The sequence below is a fragment of the Psychrobacter fulvigenes genome (assembly GCF_904846155.1).
GTDB classification, from domain to species: domain Bacteria; phylum Pseudomonadota; class Gammaproteobacteria; order Pseudomonadales; family Moraxellaceae; genus Psychrobacter; species Psychrobacter fulvigenes.
Genome location: NZ_CAJGZP010000001.1, coordinates 1,191,748 through 1,211,598, shown reverse-complemented (window position 1 = coordinate 1,211,598; position 19,851 = coordinate 1,191,748). Strand labels below are relative to the sequence as shown.

Annotated in this window: 14 protein-coding genes and 1 pseudogene; 7 read left to right on the top strand and 8 right to left on the bottom strand. The window is 43.6% G+C overall.

The window, feature by feature from the left end:
* The first annotated feature begins 50 nt into the window (after positions 1-50).
* From JMX03_RS05390 to infA, 5 genes are all read left to right on the top strand, one after another.
* The gene (locus tag JMX03_RS05390) at positions 51-1,988 is read left to right on the top strand and encodes a FimV/HubP-related protein (RefSeq protein WP_201595037.1); all 1,938 of its coding nucleotides are present in this window, start codon (positions 51-53) and stop codon (positions 1,986-1,988) included.
* Positions 1,989-2,045: 57 nt separating this feature from the next.
* Positions 2,046-3,728, top strand: coding sequence for a FimV/HubP family polar landmark protein (locus JMX03_RS05385; protein WP_201595035.1), 1,683 nt, complete (start codon positions 2,046-2,048; stop codon positions 3,726-3,728).
* Between the two features lie 165 nt (positions 3,729-3,893).
* Positions 3,894-5,009, top strand: coding sequence for an asparaginase (locus JMX03_RS05380; RefSeq protein ID WP_201595033.1), 1,116 nt, complete (start codon positions 3,894-3,896; stop codon positions 5,007-5,009).
* 79 nt (positions 5,010-5,088) lie between these two features.
* Positions 5,089-5,976, top strand: coding sequence for a tRNA pseudouridine(38-40) synthase TruA (gene truA / locus JMX03_RS05375; protein ID WP_227695351.1), 888 nt, complete (start codon positions 5,089-5,091; stop codon positions 5,974-5,976).
* 152 nt (positions 5,977-6,128) lie between these two features.
* Positions 6,129-6,350, top strand: a complete 222-nt coding sequence (gene infA / locus JMX03_RS05370; RefSeq protein ID WP_265089859.1) for a translation initiation factor IF-1 — start codon at positions 6,129-6,131, stop codon at positions 6,348-6,350.
* Between the two features lie 317 nt (positions 6,351-6,667).
* Here the strand turns inward: infA and JMX03_RS05365 are convergent, their stop codons facing one another.
* From JMX03_RS05365 to leuC, 5 genes are all read right to left on the bottom strand, one after another.
* Complete coding sequence (locus JMX03_RS05365; protein WP_201595031.1) at positions 6,668-7,789, bottom strand: L,D-transpeptidase family protein; 1,122 nt, start codon at positions 7,787-7,789, stop codon at positions 6,668-6,670.
* 340 nt (positions 7,790-8,129) lie between these two features.
* Complete coding sequence (gene leuB / locus JMX03_RS05360; protein WP_201595029.1) at positions 8,130-9,233, bottom strand: 3-isopropylmalate dehydrogenase; 1,104 nt, start codon at positions 9,231-9,233, stop codon at positions 8,130-8,132.
* A gap of 54 nt (positions 9,234-9,287) precedes the next feature.
* On the bottom strand, positions 9,288-9,941 hold the full coding sequence (locus JMX03_RS05355; protein ID WP_201595027.1) for a hypothetical protein: 654 nt from the start codon (positions 9,939-9,941) through the stop codon (positions 9,288-9,290).
* 114 nt (positions 9,942-10,055) lie between these two features.
* Positions 10,056-10,706 (bottom strand): 3-isopropylmalate dehydratase small subunit, encoded by a 651-nt coding sequence (gene leuD / locus JMX03_RS05350; protein ID WP_201575093.1) that lies wholly within the window; start codon positions 10,704-10,706, stop codon positions 10,056-10,058.
* Positions 10,707-10,758: 52 nt separating this feature from the next.
* On the bottom strand, positions 10,759-12,177 hold the full coding sequence (gene leuC / locus JMX03_RS05345; RefSeq protein ID WP_201575094.1) for a 3-isopropylmalate dehydratase large subunit: 1,419 nt from the start codon (positions 12,175-12,177) through the stop codon (positions 10,759-10,761).
* Positions 12,178-12,518: 341 nt separating this feature from the next.
* On the opposite strand from leuC, the gene JMX03_RS05340 reads away from it, so the two are divergent.
* The gene (locus JMX03_RS05340) at positions 12,519-13,391 is read left to right on the top strand and encodes a LysR family transcriptional regulator (RefSeq protein WP_201575095.1); all 873 of its coding nucleotides are present in this window, start codon (positions 12,519-12,521) and stop codon (positions 13,389-13,391) included.
* A gap of 653 nt (positions 13,392-14,044) precedes the next feature.
* Positions 14,045-15,544: a sodium/proline symporter PutP gene (putP, locus tag JMX03_RS05335; RefSeq protein ID WP_201575096.1), complete on the top strand. Its 1,500-nt coding sequence runs from the start codon at positions 14,045-14,047 to the stop codon at positions 15,542-15,544.
* Positions 15,545-16,010: 466 nt separating this feature from the next.
* Here the strand turns inward: putP and JMX03_RS05330 are convergent.
* The 3 genes and pseudogenes from JMX03_RS05330 to JMX03_RS05320 all read right to left on the bottom strand — a co-directional run bounded on the left by JMX03_RS05330 (position 16,011) and on the right by JMX03_RS05320 (position 19,569).
* Positions 16,011-17,437: pseudogene (locus JMX03_RS05330) on the bottom strand (hypothetical protein).
* A gap of 408 nt (positions 17,438-17,845) precedes the next feature.
* Positions 17,846-19,090, bottom strand: coding sequence for an OmpP1/FadL family transporter (locus JMX03_RS05325; RefSeq protein ID WP_201595025.1), 1,245 nt, complete (start codon positions 19,088-19,090; stop codon positions 17,846-17,848).
* 197 nt (positions 19,091-19,287) lie between these two features.
* Positions 19,288-19,569: a SlyX family protein gene (locus JMX03_RS05320; RefSeq protein ID WP_201595023.1), complete on the bottom strand. Its 282-nt coding sequence runs from the start codon at positions 19,567-19,569 to the stop codon at positions 19,288-19,290.
* Between the last annotated feature and the right edge of the window lie 282 nt (positions 19,570-19,851).

Here is a 19,851-nt window from a genome sequence, read left to right as displayed (position 1 = left end):
ATCATTGTTATCATCAATCATTCTTCTAAGTCACTATAAAAGGGCTGCGCATGTCTTGGCATTTACCTCACCGATTGACCAGTATCCATCGAACGGTGTCAATCGCACTACTATACTCAGTAAGCTCTACGGTATTGTTGCCTGCTGCACACGCTGCCACTATGGGCAAAACAATCATTACCTCCGCCCAGCACGAGCCCTTGGCCGCGAGCATTGCGGTCAGCGACATCAACGCTCAAGACTTTGCAGCCAGTATTGCAAGCCCTGTCGTCTATCAACAAATGGGATTGACTCCCACTGCCTCAATGTCGGTGCGATTCGTACCAACCTCGGCGACGACCGGTCAGCTGCTTATCAATACTTCACAGCCTGTATCGATGCCGTTTGCGGATGTGGTGCTGGCGATTAATGATAGTGGCCAACGTAATGTGATGCCCAAAACCTTACTCATGCCACTTGGTAATAGTGTCCCTGTTAAACCTTCAAATAGTGTGATTGCTGGTGCAAAAAAACCAAATCTACCAGTCGTCTCAAACCCCACTGCCCAGCCTTTAGCGGTAAAGCGCGGAGCGCCGCCGCCATTATTTACAGAACCAAACATTAACGCGCCGATACAAACACAAACTCAGACATTACCACAAAACAATACTCTGGAAACCTCTGTTGTAAGCACCTTACCAACGATGAGTGCGACTGCTTTACCGCCTTTCAAAGCATCTGAAGCGGCAAGTATACCAAGCACGATTGCCCGTGCTCCGCAAACAGCTGACTCCAATAACACCCTGACCAGTAAAGCTGACAGTACCTCTATCAATAGCACTGATTCAAATAATGTCAGCGCTTTGAACAACACTAGTTCGACTTCTAAGGCTAACAGTACTGCAACAGCAAACACGTTGAACGCTACTACTAATAGTATTAAAAAAAATAGTGACACAAGCTTGCCGACTAATAGCAGCGTTACGGCACAAGAGCCTAGTATTCCTGTACAAACACCTCTAGATGCCAATACTCAAAACAATACTGTGCCAGCGGTTAACATTGACAATAAACAATTAGATATTTTAAATATCCAAGTGACACGGCAAATTCAAGCCAAAAAAGATGCTCGTAAAGAAAATACGGATAAAAGCATTGTTAGTCAGTCAACACCTTTGATGATTAGCGCTGGGAAGAGTGACGCTGATGAGAAGCCCTCCGAAGAGAAGTTCGCTACTACCAGTGCCGCACTAGCAGCAGAAACGGCGATGCAACCTGCAGCTAGCAGTAACTCTGCTGCACCTACCTCATCCACGGTAGCAAATAATACAGCTGCCGCAGCAAGCACGTATACCGTACAGCGTAATGATAACCTGTGGATTATCTCTCAGCAGATTGCTAAGCAAAACAACCTAGACGTACAAACCGTCATGACGCAAATCAAAGAGCAAAATCCTGACGCCTTTATTGCACGAGATGCCGACTTGCTAAAAGCTGATGCTCAGTTAAAACTTCCTGATTATGACACTGTGCCTTCACAGCAGAGCTTACAAACTGCCATTGCTGCCCAAAGACAGTATTACTTGCAGAGTCATTCAGCCAAAGCAAAGGACAGTAATAAGAAAAAACCTTTATCAAAAACTGATAGTAATACACCAAAAGTGGCTTCGAAACCCATACCCGCTACGACAAAACCCTCAGCTAAAGACACTGATAAGCCTGTGCGGACCACCACCAAAAAACTACCACAGGCACGCTTTTCAGTGCTTGCTCCTGGTCGTGATGGTAGCGCAGATGGCACCCAAACCAAAGCAGCAGCGGCAACTGGAAGCGGCTTAAGCACTGATATCCTAGCCACCCTTAAATCGGCTCGACAAAACACAGCAGATCAAGCTAAGCGGATAGCAACTACCAGAAACACCCTTGGTAGTTATGCCCAAAAGTTACAATTACAAAATCAAAAACTGGCTGAGCTTGAAGCTCGTCTAAAAAAATTACGCAATCAATAATTGCCTAGCTGTTCAGCCTCATTGCTGTAAACAGCCCTCATAGGCGTGGGAGTATTTATGGATAACATGCTAAATATCGTTGCAGGCCTAATGGTCATCATACTGTTGGCAGTATTATTACTACGTAGAAATAAAGCGCAAAAACCACCCACTAGGCCTATTACTAAAGCCAGTAAAAGTACGGCTACCAGTATACCTGTAGCAAGAAAACCTACAGAGAGTAGCCATCCTGATCAAAGCATCATTGATCAAGGTGCGACTAAGTTTGATCCTTTGACCATCGCCCAGCGCTTTATAGATCAGCAGCGTTATGATAAAGCGATTGAGACATTAGAACGTGGCTTAAAAGACAAGCCGCAAGATACGCAGTTATCACTCAAATTATTAAATATTTATGCTATTACTAATCAGCATCAAGATTTTAATAAAACCTATGATGCCATTCATTCATCCGCTGATACAGTCGCTATCGATGAAGCGAATCAGCTCAAAGCGTTGTTAGACCAAGAACAAGTACAGAATACGCCAGTACAACCGCAAGCTGACAAGGAAGCAGACTTTGAAAGTATAGACTTTGACCTTTCTACATCGCAGCAAGCTACGCAGACCCAACCTATCCAAAATGTAGATAGCTTCGACAATTCAGATGACTTCAATACACTCGATCTAAATGTACAAAGTGAGACTGTAGATGCACAGCACATTGACTCTGATAATAACGCTAATGATGATGGATTTGCTCTTACTTTAGACGACCTCGAAACATCGGAGCTAGAAGTCAGTGACTCAGAGACTTCTCATGCTGGCCCTGATAACACTGAGTTTGACATCAGTGCAGACGAGACTTTTGAAAAGCCCTCCAGTACTGTTGAAAACATTGATAATGACTTTACATTTGATTTCGATTCCCCTGCAGATACTGATCTTTTTGTAGAAGAAACCCCTAAAACTCATGCACAAGAAAGCCATTCTGAAGAGAGCATCAGCTTAGAAAATGACTTTGTTTTGGACTTAGAGGACTTAAGCAAAGAAGCAGATGATTTTGATATTCAAGAGAACGAGAACGCTGAGCAAAATACAGAGATAGATAGTAGCGAAGACTTTATGCTCTTCTTAGAAGATGAAGAAGAGCATAAAAATGAAGCTAATATTTTAAGCGATTTTAACGCTCAAACAGAAGAGGCTGAAAGTGTCTTAGGCATGGGAGTTGCAGACACCATATCGCAACTTGATGAGCTCAGTTTTGATGACGAAATATCTATTAATACTAATATAGATACTAATGTTGATACTGCCATTAATACTGATACACAGCCGACAACTAAAGACGTAACAGCAGCGACAACTGATAGCTCCGTACAGGATAGCGCACCAGCTGATGACAACATGCTGATCGATGATGATTTTGATTTTGATGCATTGATCTCTTCACCGTCTGCTGATACCCCAGTAGCCACTGAAGGCGATGATACTGATGCTATCAGTTTTAGTGAAGAGGCAGACACACACAGCCAAGATCCAGTGACGCCAGAGGCATCAGCTGACTTTGCCGCGCAGTTTGATGCTGACTTTGATTTTGTCAAAACTTTAGACAATAACCAAGTCACTTTAGATTTGGCAACGCAATACCTGCAGTTAGGTGAGTACGATAGCGCTAAACGCTTGCTCAATGAAGTTGTCATGCAAGGCAACAGCGAACAACAAAGCCAAGCGCAAGTGCTTCTTGCCCGTACCGCTTAGAATGCTATGAAATTCATTCACGCCTAGACTAAGCGCCAACGTGCTTTTTACAAGCATTTTGTTATTTACAAGCATTCTGTGAAAATAGGATGCTTGTTTCTATTTTAGCGTTGCACGTCCTGTGGTAATCTAGGTTATTACTCATCCTATTCTGGGCGGTGATTCATGCCAGCATCTTCTACCTCTTTAAAGCAAAAACCCTCTGTATTAACCCCTATTCAGCTTATTTATGCTGGAGGTACATTTGGTAGTTATGGACGCCCTTTAGCGCCACTTGATGCTGATGTGTTCTTGCCAGCTTTGCAACAGCTTCTGAGCGAGCATAATAAAACTGACAACCTACCGGCTATCTCTTGGTTGGACAATACGCTGATTAAAGACAGTAGCCAGCTGACACCAAACGACTTTGTACATTTTTATACTTTATTATTAGAGGCTTATGCTCAGGGCTTGCGGCAGTTTGTCTTAATTACTGGTACAGATACTCTCAGTTATCTAGGGGCTTTTTTGGCAGAGGCATTTGCAGGTTCTGATATCTGTGTGGTCGTTACTGGTAGTATGCGTCCACTACTAGACAGTGAGATACTGCAGACTTATGCTATCGATGCAAATAGCGATGCTTGGGATAATCTCAGTGCTTCTCTACGCTTAGCTGCTGGCGGAGAGCCTGGTGTCAAGATAAGCTTTGGCGGTGAAGCATGGCCGGCACAAACGGTACAAAAGATCCATAGTCATGACTTTATGGCTTTCACTGGGCACATGCGCGCCGCTTATCCCGCCAATAGCTACCAAAAGCGCTTGCCAGCTGCCCGCCTGCAACACTGGATAGATGATCAGCTAACGCTTAGCGCATCTATTCAGGCACATGTAGAGCACGCTAGCATTTATCCCATATATTGCGTGCCTAATAGCCCTGATGTCTTAAGTGCACAGCTAAGCGCTTTATTAGAGCAGCCGCCATCTGGCATCATATTATTAGGCTTTGGTGCGGGCAACGTTCCCTACTCTGCAGGCTTGGCTGACGCTTTGAGTCGTGCTTATGAAGCAGGCCACATGGTCGTGTGTGCTAGTCAGTGTCCATTTGGCGGCGTGAGTGACAGTTATGCCGCTGGCAGTTGGCAATACGACTATCACGTACTTGCCGGTGGTCGCTTAACCATTCCCGCGATTTATGCACGTTTACTGTGGTTGCTATTGCGTTATGATACTCCTACGCGCAGACGCCAACGCTGGACTCATACCATAAACCAGTCCGACACTGCCGCTAAAAGAAATCGCTAAATATACAATACGCCTTAGGGGCTTTATATACTATAGCCCCTCATAAAACCAAATGATCACCCTTTGTTCTGAGCCCTTTATGACTTCACCGGTAACACCTGACCAACCCACATTGTCCGAATCTAAAACCACCCTCACACAGGCCGCTGAAAATCAAGATACCCCTACTTATACGTTGGCCATTGCCATTGAGTTTTTAGGTACCAACTATCATGGCTGGCAACGGCAAAAAGAAGTACTGGGCGTACAAGAAGCTTTAGAAAAAGCTATCGGCACAGTGGCGAACGAAACAGTAGAAGTAGTCGCGGCTGGCCGTACAGACGCTAGCGTGCATGCGAGCAATATGATTGCCCACTTCGTCACCCATGCTTATCGCCCAACTCACAATTGGCTACGCGGCGTCAACAGCTTACTGCCTGATGATATCGCCCTACGCTGGGTACAGCCGATGCCTGCCGACTTCCATGCCCGCTTTGGCGCCATTGCTCGCCGGTATCGTTATATTACTTTGAATCAAGCACAGCGCCCCGCTATTCTCAATCACCAAGTGACTCATATTCACGAGCCACTAGACCTGGCAGCCATGCAAACCGCCGCTGCAGACATAGCTGGAACACATGACTTTAGTAGCTACCGAGCAGCAGCCTGCCAATCCAATCAGCCTATACGCAATGTGAGCCATGCCAATCTCTTTGCCCATGGGCAGTTTATCGTGTTTGATATTCAAGCAGATGGTTTTTTGCATCACATGGTGCGTAACCTTATGGGTACGCTCTATGCCATAGGTAAGCATGAATTACAGCCTACAGACTTCTTAGACATTCTGGCAAAAAAAGATCGTACGATTGCACCACCCACTGCCTCTGGTGATGGTCTATACTTCATTAACGCTTATTATCCCGAGCATTATCAGCAGTTGTTACCCAAAGCACCGCTAACACCCATTTGGCTCAACCTACCTGATTAAACCAATGTAAGGCTAGGGTCTGTTGTACATTCAAATAGGGTACTGACATACATAACGATTACATGCTGTCAAGTAAAAACCTGAAACCGTATTGCTTTAATTTTAAAACCTGCGTATAATACTCGCTTATTTTTCATTGATTGATACAGATTATGGCTAAAGACGAAATTATTGAATTTGAAGGCGAAGTCATCGACACCCTTCCAAACACTTTGTTTAAAGTTCGTTTAGAAAACGGACACGAAATCATTGCTCATATCTCAGGCAAAATGCGCAAGCACTATATCCGCATTCTAACTGGTGATAAAGTTAAGGTTGAAATGACCCCTTACGACTTAACCAAAGGTCGTATTACTTATCGCGGCAAAAACTAATTTTTTGTTATATGGCGTGTACTAAATAACAGTTGCTCAACGATAGATTGTTAAACGGGTTATTAAGTGGGCTGGTTATTCAGCTAATATAATAGCTTGGCTGTTTTACATGACAATAATAACAAAACCAATGACCTGTCTACTAACTCCCCATAGATAGTGACTCGTTTAATAACTGACGTTAGTTTTGTACTGCCCAAAAAATACCGCTAATTTTTTAGCGGTATTTTTTTATGGATGCGACTAATGAAGAAGATTATTTTAACGTTTCTTTATTTCAACTCGTTTTATTCCTATTCATTTTATTCCCATCCGCTCTACTTAAACTCTACTGTGGCACCATCTTTGATGGTACCTAAAAGTGCCAATGCATCCCAATTAGTCAGGCGTATACAGCCTTCCGAGGCCTGACGACTGATACGCTCAGGGTCTGGTGAGCCATGGATACCATAAGAAGGCTTACTCAAACCAATCCAGACACTACCGACGGGATTATTAGGTCCTGGCGGGATAATCGTCTGACTGTCATCAGCATGTGTAAAGGTATAATTCGGCTCATGCACTTTTACTTCAACCGTATGTGTACCGGATGGTGAAGGTGTTGCCGTGCTACCCACTGTGGTCGGATAACTGGCAACAAGGGTACCATTGTCATCATAAGCATATAAGGTTTCGGTTGTTTTGTCGGCTACTACTCGGCTTACTTGCTCGGTATTTGGGTTACCAGGATTATAGATAATGATGGTCTCGCCAGCCCTGAACTTGGCGTTCGGATTGAGCGTTTTGAGGTACTTTTTACTCATGTGAAATTTTTCTGCCAGTGCTTCGATGACACTTTCGTAATACATGCCCTCAAGCTTAGCCTTGGCCTCTGCACCAGCGGGGATGGTTGTGGTCTTAATATCAATATCGCTATCTTTGAGGGTATAATTAACCAATACTGGCTGCGTAGCAAGCTTGTCATCACTAGTCAGTGCTTGCCACGTCTCTGTATTCAGCTGCTCTGTCACCGCTAGTCCGTTAGTCTTTTGAAAGGCTTGCATGGCTTTTCGGGTGTTTTTACCCCAATAACCATCGACCGCTCCAACACCGTTATGTTGCCAATTCAGTAAGGCTTGTAACTTGGTACCTATGCTGCGATCGATATCAGCGCCTTCTGACCAGTTGGCATCATTCACTTTCTTTGCTACTGTCGAGAGATTGTCGGTGTTATATTTGATCGTTGGTAATAGACTATTTAGTAAACTTGCAGTCTCCGTATCTCGGGTAATCTTTTGACTCACGCCATTGGTTACTGGACTAACCTCCCTGTTTTTAACACTGCTATTGTTTTTAATATCGGTATTATTTGTTGTAGCAGCACTACTTGGACTCATAAATAGTACAGTAGATAAACCAATAGCTACCACTGCACTACTGACTTTTGTTAATGGGTACATGGACACTCCTAAAGTTATTATTTATTATTCATTTTGTTATCTGGCTTTTTATTGTCTAACCATTTATTTTATTGCTCAACCATCATGTCACATTGCCCTGTGAGCATATAACACCTTTATGTTAAGAAGTGCTTATTCTTATAGTCGCTGTGTTATAAAAAACTAAATAATAAAAGATCAAATAGACGTCACAATCTGACTGCGAAGCCATTTAAAAGGGCTCATAACTTGCCAAGTAATGTGCTAATAAACTTTATATTCCCACAAAAAAACCCATAAACCACTCAGTAGTTTATGGGTCATAAAAGCTTAAGTACTTAACTTTACAACAGCGATTCGCTTATGACAATTTAGCCAATACTGCTTCACCCATTTGTTTACAGCCCACTTGAATCAGGCCACTCTCATCACTGTCTAAGATATCAAGCGTCCGTAGACCATCATCGAGTACCTCACTAACCGCTTGCTCAATCGCTTGCGCTGCTTGTTCTTGCTTAAAAGTATAACGCAGCATCATAGCAACAGAAAGAATTGTCGCCAATGGGTTGGCTTTATCTTGGCCTGCAATATCAGGTGCTGAACCATGGCAAGGCTCATACATACCTTTGCCATCTTCATCAAGGCTGGCAGAAGGTAACATACCGATAGAGCCTGTTAGCATGGCCGCTTCATCAGACAAGATATCGCCAAACATGTTGCCCGTCACCATTACGTCGAACTGCTTTGGATCACGAATCAGCTGCATACAGGCATTGTCTGCATACATATGCGACAAGCTTACATCACTATAGTCGGCTTGCTGCATCTCAATCATCGTCTGCTTCCACAGCTCTGTGACTTCTAGGACGTTCGCCTTATCGACCGAACATACTTTGGCAGGTGTGCCAGCTGCTTTTGCGCGCGTTTGTGCCAACTCAAAAGCAACTTTTCCGATACGCTCAATCTCGCTGGTTTTATAGACCATGGTGTTGTAGCCTTGCTGCTCACCATTGTCTAACATGCGGATGCCGCGCGGCTCACCGAAATATATACCACCAGTCAACTCACGCACGATGAGTAAATCTAAGCCAGAGATAATTTCAGGTTTGATACTAGAAGCATTTGCCAGTTGCGGATAGAGTTTTGCTACACGCAAGTTGGCAAACAAGCCAAGCTCGCTACGGATTTTTAGTAGGCCACGTTCAGGACGCTTGCTACGCTCGATAGCATCCCACTTTGGACCACCTACAGCACCTAATAACACCGCATCTGCGTTACGCGCTTGATTCAACGTCTCTTCAGGCAGTGGTTCGCCCGTCGCATCGATTGCCACGCCACCAATCAGTCCAGACTCAAGCGTCAACCCCAAATCAAACTTCTTATTGACAGCTTTTAGCACATCAATGGCTTGAGTCATGATTTCAGGGCCAATGCCATCGCCTGCTAATGTTAATATCGTTGCCATACTGATCCTTGTCGGTAATTAAGTAAAAGGTTATGAGTGCTGAGTTGTTTACGTTTAGCTTTTGGTGACCGCAACTTCGATAAATTCACCTTGCTGCTGCGCATCCGTTTGTTTACAAAAATGACGTACAACCGTGCCATCTTCTACCAACTCAACACATAGGGGTTTTGGCGATGCTTTATCAAGTAAGCTACCAGCCTCTTGATTAGACTTATCTTGATAGGCTCGTATCTGATAGGTGGCATCAACAAACTCATGAATGATAGCAAAGCGCTCAACATAGCCAAGATTATTTTCAGGATAAAAGTTCACATGTACTTCACGCTTGATAGGCTTCACTCGTGCATAATAATTGGTCAGCCCCTTTATACCAGAAGGTGCTAAAGGGACTATTTTGACCGATTTGGTGTCTAATAGTGAAGTGACCTCGTCAGCGCTAGGTGTCGTCGTCAACATACTCATGTCAACAGGCTCATGGGTTTCTGGCGAAATAATAGGGGTTCTATCTATATGGGTAACTTCACAATGATAGGTACCAAAACAAGCGAGATTTACCTCACCTGCCACAGGAATGAGCTTACCCATCCACTTATCCGCATTTTCAGCTCTATCAATCTGCTGATAACCGGTTAATAGCTGACAGCCTGACAGCGCTAGACTGGCAGCTATGAGCGTACTAGTAAATAGAGCATAACGTTTTTTATTCATAATGGTGGCTACTGTTCATATAAATAGAAGTGTGCTTAATATTCATTTTAGCCAGTTCGTCACCATAACTCAACGCTGTATGCTTGACTATTTGACATTTATTCAGGCTTCACTTTATGCCCGCACCTCATTAAAGATCCAAGGGGTTTTTTGCATCATTTTTTGCTCATATGCCTTGATTGAGTCGCTTTGCTGCAAGGTTAGACCAATGTCATCAAGACCATTTAGCAAACAATGCTTACGAAAGGCATCTACTTCAAAGGCATACTCTTCACCAGTCGGCGTAGTAACTACTTGACGCTCAAGATCCGCAGTCAGCTCGTAACCTTCATTCTCAAGCGTGGCTTTCATCAGCTTATCGACGATGGCTTCGTCCAAAACTATCGGCAACATGCCGTTTTTAAAGCAGTTGTTATAAAAAATATCAGCAAAACTTGGTGCAATTACGGTACGGAACCCATATTCAGACAGTGCCCAAGGCGCATGCTCACGGCTAGAACCGCAGCCAAAGTTCTTACGAGCCAGCAAGATCGTAGCCCCTTGATAACGCGGCTGGTTCAATACAAAGTCTGGGTTAATAGGACGCTTACTGTTGTCCTGACCTGGGAAGCCTTCATCTAGATAACGCCAGTCATCGAATAAGTTGACGCCAAAGCCAGTACGCTTAATAGACTTTAAAAACTGCTTAGGGATAATTTGGTCGGTATCAACGTTGGCGCGATCTAGCGGACAGACGATACCCGTTTGAGTGTTATAAGCTTGCATGGTAAATTCCTATGTGATAAAAATGTGAGAAGCGTCAAGGGCCAATAAACCATTAAAAAGTACGCACATCGACGAAGTGACCAGCCAATGCGGCGGCCGCTGCCATCGCTGGACTCACCAAATGCGTGCGCCCACCCGTACCTTGACGTCCTTCAAAGTTACGGTTAGAAGTCGATGCGCAGTGCTCTTCTGGCTCAAGCTTATCGGCGTTCATCGCCAAGCACATAGAGCAACCAGGCTCGCGCCACTCAAAGCCTGCATCGGTAAATACCGTGTCTAAGCCTTCTGCTTCTGCTTGCAACTTCACCTGTCCAGAGCCAGCAACCACAATGGCTTCTTTGATATTATCTGCAACTTTACGACCTTTAATAACCGCAGCTGCATCGCGTAAATCTTCGATACGTGAGTTGGTGCAAGAGCCGATAAAGATTCGATCAAGCTCAATATCAGTAATCGGCTGTCCAGCTTCTAAGCCCATATAGGTATAGGCACGTAACCAGCCTTCACGTTGTGATTCATCTGCTGCTTGGTCTGGCGTGGGCACTGACTGAGTCACATCCACGACCATCTCAGGTGAAGTACCCCAAGACACTTGCGGTGCAATCTGGCTACCATCAATCTCGATAACCGTATCAAATACCGCATCATCATCTGAATACAATGTACGCCAGTAGGCTTCTGCTTGCTCCCACTGCTCAGCAGTCGGTGCATACGGACGGCCTTTGACATAGTCAATCGTCGTATCGTCGACAGCGACCATGCCGACGCGCGCACCCGCTTCAATCGCCATGTTACAGACGGTCATGCGCCCTTCCATGCTCATTTCTTCAAACACTTGTCCTGCAAACTCAATGGCATGGCCTGTACCACCAGCGGTACCGATCTGCGCAATGATTGCGAGCACCACATCTTTTGGGGTCACGCCAACACCAAGCTCACCAGTAACGCGGATTTGCATATTTTTTGATTTCTTTTGAATCAGGCACTGAGTGGCAAGTACATGCTCAACCTCAGAAGTACCGATACCATGAGCAAGACAACCAAGCGCACCATGAGTCGCCGTATGTGAGTCGCCGCACACTACCGTCATACCTGGCAGTACTAAGCCTTGCTCAGGGCCGACGACGTGCAAGATGCCTTGACGGGCATCATTAATAGTGAATTCAGCGATATCAAACTTAGCGCAGTTATCATCTAAAGTAACTACTTGCAGACGTGAGACTTTATCTTTGATACCTTCCACGCCTTCTGAGCGCTCTTTGGTCACCGTTGGGACGTTGTGATCGGGACTGGCGATATTGGCAGACAAACGCCAAGGCTCTCTATTGGCAAGCTCCAAGCCCTCAAATGCTTGTGGACTGGTCACCTCATGTAATAAATGACGGTCAATATAAATTAGGCTCGAGCCATCATCGCGCTTGGTGACTTCGTGAGCATTCCAGAGTTTGTCATATAAAGTTTGACCGGCCATGTTGCTATCCTTATTAATTGCTAATTGCTTGCTGACTATATGTCGTTATGCGTTGTCAGTGATAATATTCAAGTGGTTGTGCCATATTATATAACTGACATAAATTATATAATTGACATAACTGACGCTGTCTTACGTCAAAAAGTATTTGTATGCTGTTCAAATTAGAATGTGACAAAATAAATTCATCAAAAGTGTCTCTATACCTTGTGATTATAACAGCCTAATTCTATAATAATAATTGATGATTTTTATCTATTCACAAACTTTTATTTCTAATTCATTGTGACTGGGTATACCAACTTTTACTTATGGCTCGCTTTATAGCTAAGGACATCGTTTTGAACACCACTAATTTGACGACGTTTGTGACTGTCATGCAGACAGGCAGTATCTCAGGTGCCGCAGAAAAGCTCTTTATCACCCAACCTGCAGTCAGTAAGCGCATCAAAAATTTAGAAGAAGAGTTTAAAATCACTTTGTTTGATACCGTTGGTCGCGGCATTGTTCCAACCCAAGCGGCAACTGAGATGCTCCCTCATGCCAAGCGCTGGCTTGATGATTATGAAAACTTCAAAATTAATCTACAACATTCCAAGCAAACCGTTTCTGGCAAGCTAGTCATCGGTACCAGCCATCATATTGGCTTGCATCATCTAGCGCCAGTGTTAAAGCATTTCATTCAGCGTTATCCTTCTGTACAGCTAGAAGTACACTTTGTAGACTCAGAAGAAGCGCATAAAGCGGTTATCGATGGTAATTTGTCTTTGGCATTTTTGACCTTACCGCCAGTCTATGACAAGCGCCTAACTTACCACACCTTATGGTCAGATCCACTATATTTTATGACTGGCGCTCTATCACCGCTGGCTACTAAAAACAATGTCACATTAGAGCAACTGGCACACTACCCTGCTATTCTGCCTTCTGCCAATACCTTCACCAGCCAGATAACCCTAGCAGAGTTTGCCAAACATAACCTAAAACCTTATGCCACCATGAGTACCAATCCGCTTGAGTCCATTCGTATGTTGGTCTCTGTTGGACTTGGCTGGTCGGTATTACCGCAGACCCTAATCAGCCAGGATTTAGAACGCATTGATATGGCGAATAATATAGAACTGCAGCGTTATTTAGGCGTGGTCATCAACCCCAAACTGACTCGCTCGACCAGCGTTGAAGCCTTACTTGAACTACTCGCTCCTATCGATTAATGACTGACAGTGATCAATAGTTAACCCCTGAGTTTAAAGGCGCAATTCGCAATCATAACCTCTTTACGTTATAATGCGGCAAGTTTGCTTATACAACATATAGTTACCATAACGGCACAAATAGTCACTTAACGGCATGTATTGAGTAAGGTATTATGGCGAAAAGGCTGCAAAACACAGCTGCTTTCGCTGAATGGTTATTATTTACTAATTAACTTAATCGCTGATTAATAGTATTTATGCCCTGATTCTATGAAGATACCTATTCCAATAGATGTAGATTTAATAGAGTAGAAAAATTAACGATCAGTGAATAACGTCCAATGTCTAATAATGGTAGCTTTATGTTTGTTCTTTGCACATCGGCGTATGACTTGGCAAAAGGTTATGCAGCCAATGTAGCAAAACAGACGGTTTTAAATGATTGATTTTATCTGTTGCCCATCAGCCAGCACTATTGATGTGGCACAGGCGAAGCGAAAAGCATCGAAAAATACCATCAATCATATAAAACTAAAAGCGAATAATTAAGATAAATAAAAAGCCATTTTGTTTTACTTAATGGCTTTTTTTGTCTTTACGAATCGTACCTTAATAATAAATTTGAAGGTTAAACATAATTACAGCCAATACAGTTGGTTAAGGATAGTTTTATGAATGGAGTTTCTAGTGGCGTAATGATTTCACTGGGCGCCTATTTTTTGGTGATGATTGGGATTGGTATTTATGCTTACTTCAAGCAAGCCAATGACACTGAAGGCTATATGCTCGGTGGTCGTAACCTAAGCCCTGCCGTCACAGCGTTATCGGCTGGCGCCTCAGACATGTCAGGTTGGTTACTATTGGGTTTGCCTGGCGCTATGTATGCTGATGGTGTGGTTAGTGCTTGGATTGCCATCGGTCTGACAATGGGTGCGTTTTTGAACTATCTCATTGTTGCCCCAAGATTGCGTGTCTATACTGAAGTCGCTGATAACGCGATCACTCTTCCTGATTACTTCGCCAACCGCTTTGAAGATAAGTCGCACTTGCTGCGTGTTATCTCAGCGATAGTGATTATCTTATTCTTTACGGTCTATACAGCTGCCAGCTTGGTTGGCGGCGGTAAGCTCTTCGAAAGCTCGCTCAACCTCTCTTATGGTACTGGTCTTTGGGTCACGGCTGGTGTCGTTGTTGTCTATACTTTGTTCGGTGGTTTCTTAGCAGTATCTATGACTGACTTTGTACAGGGCGTAATCATGCTCTTTGCAATGGTGATTGTACCTATTGTGGCCTTGACTGATCTTGGCGGTGTAGGTGCTACGACGAACGCTATCAGAGCTATCGATCCAAGTATGCTCGACATTACCAGTGGTATGACTGCGCTTGGTATTATATCCTTACTGGCATGGGGCTTAGGCTATTTTGGTCAGCCACATATCATCGTACGTTTTATGGCGATTCGTTCAGTCAAAGACGTGCCTACAGCACGTAGAATCGGTATGAGTTGGATGATTATCAGTCTTATTGGTGCGTGTGTGACGGGTATCGCTGGTCGCGCCTATGTGGCCAAAACAGCAATGACCTTGGATGATCCTGAGACCATCTTTTTAGTATTTACTCAGTTCTTATTCCATCCATTGGTTTCGGGCTTCTTGTTAGCGGCGATCTTAGCGGCCATTATGAGTACCATCTCCTCTCAGTTATTGGTGGTATCAAGCTCATTAACCAAAGACGTTTACAAGCTGTTCTTTGATAGAGAAGCACCAGAAGCGCGCCAAGTACTGGTCGGTCGTATCTCAGTAATAGTCGTCGCTATTGTCGCTATATTATTGGCTTCTAATCCAGATAGCTCAGTATTGAACTTGGTCTCTAACGCTTGGGCAGGGTTTGGCGCAGCATTCGGACCCCTAGTTATCTTCAGTCTCACATGGCGCGGTATGAACCGTAACGGCGCGGTTGCTGGTATGGTCGTTGGTGCGTTGACTGTCATCTTATGGGTCTATGGTCCATTTGAGATGAATGGTGTGGCATTGAATAGTTGGTTATACGCCATCGTTCCAGGCTTTATCTTAAGTACCATCGCCATCTTCGCTGTCAGTACCATGACTGGTGGTCCAAGACCTTCAGTATCTGCCAAATTTGAAGAGATGGAGCTTAACTTAGATAAGTAAGTCAAACAATCTTCTCATAGCATTCTTATGAACAACCTCGCTACTGTCATAGTAGCGAGGTTTTTTTATTGTCTCTTTATGACTGTCCGACTCGTTGTATTTACATCTGATCAGCGCTTATCTAGAGCGTGTCATCGATCAAAGTAATTAGGAAATTGGATGCAGCTATAGTTCACTCTTTTAATAACAGACACACTCTGACTCTATTCAAGACAGGCTTTTGTAGTCTCTATTTGGCTTACGTGCAGTAAGCACTGAATACTTTCTCAGTTATACTCATAGACCTTACTGTCGCTACTTTTGCTCGCAACAAAAAGACTGAATCCATGCAATCTATACTGTCTTAAGGCTACCTCACTACTTATACCCTTTATCTTTCTCTCAAATTAGACGCATAAAAAAAGCGACCCATTTATGGATCGCTTTTTTATTTGCTAATCATATAAGTTGGTTGGATATATAACTATTAGTCACCTTGATAAGATAGTTTAACACCAACGATATAGCCATCATTGTCTTCGAAATTACCAACTATAGATTTGTTGGGTAGTTCACCTTTAGCATCACCAAACCATAGGTATTTACCACCAGCAGATACTGCCCAGTTTTCAGTAACGTTATATTTCGCACCCAAACCAGCACTATAATACCCTTCTACTGGACCAAGTGAAGAAGTTGGATCACCAGCACCGCTATCCCAGCCAACCGTACCACTCACTGCCAGTGCTTGTGATAAGCGCTTAGCCAGACCGAGCTCTACCTGCCATTGATCCTTATCATAACTAACGAGTGGTAAACCTTTATCATCATTAGTCGCTATTTTACTAACTTCATTATATAGTGGCGGTACAATCGCAAAGTCACCCCATGGTACCCAGCGCACTTTGGCCGTGGCTAATGTAGTTGGGTTAATACCCGTTTGGAAATCAAAGTTGACTGACTCTGGCGTAGTAATTTCCATCTTATCGCCTCTGCTTGATGGAATTAGTTTACCAGCTTGAGCGCCAGCAGCTGTCGCTAAAGGAAAGCTTTCAAAGATTGTCATATCATGATCAATCTCAGAGCGATAGGTTAAGGCTGCTTTTAAAGCAAGTTCAGGTTTACTATATGAAAGACCAGCAACCAACCATAGTCTTGGTCAGGGCTAATATTTGCCGTATAGCCAGTCGCAGGGCCATAGGCTGTACCACGTAGTTTTACATCCGCCTCTACGCGCTGGGCAACTGGACCACCGTAGATTTGGAAGTTTTTATTCTCACCTAGTTTCATACCAAGAATAGCTGTGAGATTATGGCTGCGTACTTCAACATTAGTACCTTGCCCTGCTGTATCTACCACTCCTTGTACACCTTGAAGCCCTATAAGCTGGCCTTGTGCTTGTGCTAGCTCTTGTGGCGTTAAGTTTCCAGGGTTTCCTGGAGAAAGTGCTCCTTGTAACTGTGCTACTGTACCTTCAAGGGCTGCAACACTATTAATGCCTTGACTTCCTGCTAGGCTTGAAACCAGAGCATCAGTATCAGTATCTGTGACAAAATTACTTTCACCACTGTAAGCAGCGGCAGCACCGAAAGGCTCGTCGTATAACACACCAACGCTAAAGGTATCGTTGATATCCGCTTTTACCCCATAACGGAAGAAGTCATAAGTTTCAGCAACATCGCCAGTTTTATTACCTTGAACATAGCCCTGATCATTAGTAGCTACATTCTGATTATCTTAGCCAGTGACATCAGCATTAATATAGGTATAGACTGTTTCTGCATACGTGCCATCTTGTAGGAATGCAGTGATATCTTGACCTGAGCGATCAAGACCAGCGGCGCTAGCAAGGCTAGCAACAGAAAGAGCAGCGACAGCTACCGAAAGAGTTTTTAAATGAAAGGTGGCGCGCATTGTGTATCTCCAAACGTCCTAGTTGTATAAACGCTTTCATATTCAGCACATAGTATTATTTTAAATACCAAGCTGACTATTCAAACGATGTCCTAAACTGAATAGTAATAGCTTTTTGACACTAAGACAACATATAAAGCACTTTATTTCGCCATTATGACAGTACAGTTCTCATTTATAACCAGTCCGTAACCTAGTCTATGATCAAGATCATGCCACCTGAGTTTTGTATTGATTAAAACCTAATCAGCTTAACTTTCTTGATTAAAACCCTATCTGCCATTCAATTCGCTAATAATTGGAATCGACATCATAGAGCAGTTTTTTTATTACTCTTTAAGCGCATTTAAGCACAAAAAAAGCGACCCATCATGGATCGCTTCTGTATCGAGACTAAAAGGAGGTTAGTTACTTAGATTGATAAGATATTTTTGCACCAAGTACGTAACCATCATTGTCTTGGAAATCACTAACAACCGTTTTACTTGGTATTTGACCTTTGGCATCACCAAACCAAAGATATTTACCACCTGCTGAGATTGCCCAGTTTTCAGTGACGTTATATTTCGCACCCAGACCCGCACTGTAGTAACCTTCGATAGGCCCTAAAGACGTCACTGGATTACCCGCACCGCTATCCCAACCGATATTACCTGAAACGGCCAAAGCAGGTGTTAAGCGCTTGGCGAGGCCTAGCTCTACCTGCCATTGATCTTTATCATAGCTGACTAAATCTAGACCTTCAGGAGGTATACCAGCACCCTGAGGTCTTGTCGCTAATACTTGACTAGCCTCATTGTACAATGATGGTGTAATCGCAAAATCGCTCCATGGTACCCAGCGGACTTTTGCGGTCGCCAATGTGGTTGGATTGATACCCGTTTGGAAGTCAAAGTTTACCGATTCAGGTGTAGTAATTTCAATATTACCGCTTCTGTTTGCTGAAAGACCGATTAATGGACTTTGCGCAAAAGGATATAGCTCAGCGGCATTAGTATTGTGCTCAATCTCAGAACGATAGGTCAATGCAGCTTGTAAAGCAATTTCTGGCTTACTATAAGCCATACCAGCTATCCAACCATAATCCTGATCAGCACTGATATGGGTGGTATAACCATCAGCAACACTGTAAGCAGTACCACGCAATTTTACATCCGCTTGGACACGTTGGGCGACTGGACCACCGTAAACTTGGAAGTTTTTATTTTCGCCAAGTTTGGCACCGATAATAGCAGTGATGCTCTCCGTACGGACTTCTACATTGGTACCTTCGCCATTAGGTGGTATAAGCCCTTCAAAAATAGGGTTTGGTTCATGCGATACAAAGTCATTTTTACCACTATAATCAGCAGCGGCACCAAAAGGTTCATCGTATAATACGCCAACGCTAAAGGTATCGTTGATATCTGCTTTTACGCCATAACGGAAGAAGTCGTAAGACTCAGCGATGTCATCAATGTTATTACCAGATATGTCTTTACCTGTAACGTCGGCATCAAGATAGGTATAACTGACTTCTGCATAGGTACCGTCTTGTAAGAAGGCAGTGATGTCTTGACCAGAGCGATCAAGGCCAGCCGCGTTACTCATGCTGGCTACAGAAAAAGCCGCAACAGCAACTGCCAGTGTTTTTAGATTAAAATTAGTGCCCATTGTATATCTCCAAACGTCCTTATTGTCATATCACTACAATAACCAGTACTGTAAAAGCCACTTTGCAGATGATACCTTGGCGAGCCATGGTAATGACTTTCAAACACTAAAACAACATCAATAACACATTATCTCTCATTTATGACTGTTTGGTCATATTGTGATAATAGCATTAGCTAAAGTGAGTGCATAACAGCTCAATAGTGAGGTGGTCTGTCTGCTATCACATCGAAGGGTGCAATCCCCTCTTCAACAGTTTGACTTTCTACTTGCTTATAGACCAGCTGTAGCTGACGTTGTAGGGTTTGGATATGTCTGTCTTGGCTAGTGACGACTTGATCTAAGCGCTCTACAGTGAGCTCAAGATGCGCCATACTCATTTGCAGCTCAATCATTTGCGCTTGCAGCTCAGACTGCTTTGCTGCACTATCATTTTGGGTTGTAGAATTCGTTTTACTTTCAGATGCTGATGTATTCATACTTTTCTCAATATCGTAACTATTTATATAGTTGATCCACTATAAAACAAACACAGTGCTACTGGGATGAATTTTGCGCAGCCTCTGGGAACGCAGCACGCAAGTAAAACTTATACCAGTAGCACGCTGTCATATCTGTACTCTTTTTATTTAGTATTCACTATAGTATAGGTATGGTTATGCGTATTATAGACAGTAATGACAGAGCGTGTTGATCATTCGACTATGACACTAGTCTTAGAATGAAGAGACATCCTCTCCTTCATGGCTTTTAACCCTTCT

Bases quoted from the DNA above. Each gene is read 5' to 3' on its own strand.
- JMX03_RS05390 (WP_201595037.1), top strand. From the start codon at position 51: ATGTCTTGGCATTTACCTCACCGATTGACCAGTATCCATCGAACGGTG.
- JMX03_RS05385 (WP_201595035.1), top strand. From the start codon at position 2,046: ATGGATAACATGCTAAATATCGTTGCAGGCCTAATGGTCATCATACTG.
- JMX03_RS05380 (WP_201595033.1), top strand. From the start codon at position 3,894: ATGCCAGCATCTTCTACCTCTTTAAAGCAAAAACCCTCTGTATTAACC.
- truA (WP_227695351.1), top strand. From the start codon at position 5,089: ATGACTTCACCGGTAACACCTGACCAACCCACATTGTCCGAATCTAAA.
- infA (WP_265089859.1), top strand. From the start codon at position 6,129: ATGGCTAAAGACGAAATTATTGAATTTGAAGGCGAAGTCATCGACACC.
- JMX03_RS05365 (WP_201595031.1), bottom strand. From the start codon at position 7,789: ATGTACCCATTAACAAAAGTCAGTAGTGCAGTGGTAGCTATTGGTTTA.
- leuB (WP_201595029.1), bottom strand. From the start codon at position 9,233: ATGGCAACGATATTAACATTAGCAGGCGATGGCATTGGCCCTGAAATC.
- JMX03_RS05355 (WP_201595027.1), bottom strand. From the start codon at position 9,941: ATGAATAAAAAACGTTATGCTCTATTTACTAGTACGCTCATAGCTGCC.
- leuD (WP_201575093.1), bottom strand. From the start codon at position 10,706: ATGCAAGCTTATAACACTCAAACGGGTATCGTCTGTCCGCTAGATCGC.
- leuC (WP_201575094.1), bottom strand. From the start codon at position 12,177: ATGGCCGGTCAAACTTTATATGACAAACTCTGGAATGCTCACGAAGTC.
- putP (WP_201575096.1), top strand. From the start codon at position 14,045: ATGAATGGAGTTTCTAGTGGCGTAATGATTTCACTGGGCGCCTATTTT.
- JMX03_RS05325 (WP_201595025.1), bottom strand. From the start codon at position 19,090: ATGGGCACTAATTTTAATCTAAAAACACTGGCAGTTGCTGTTGCGGCT.
- JMX03_RS05320 (WP_201595023.1), bottom strand. From the start codon at position 19,569: ATGAATACATCAGCATCTGAAAGTAAAACGAATTCTACAACCCAAAAT.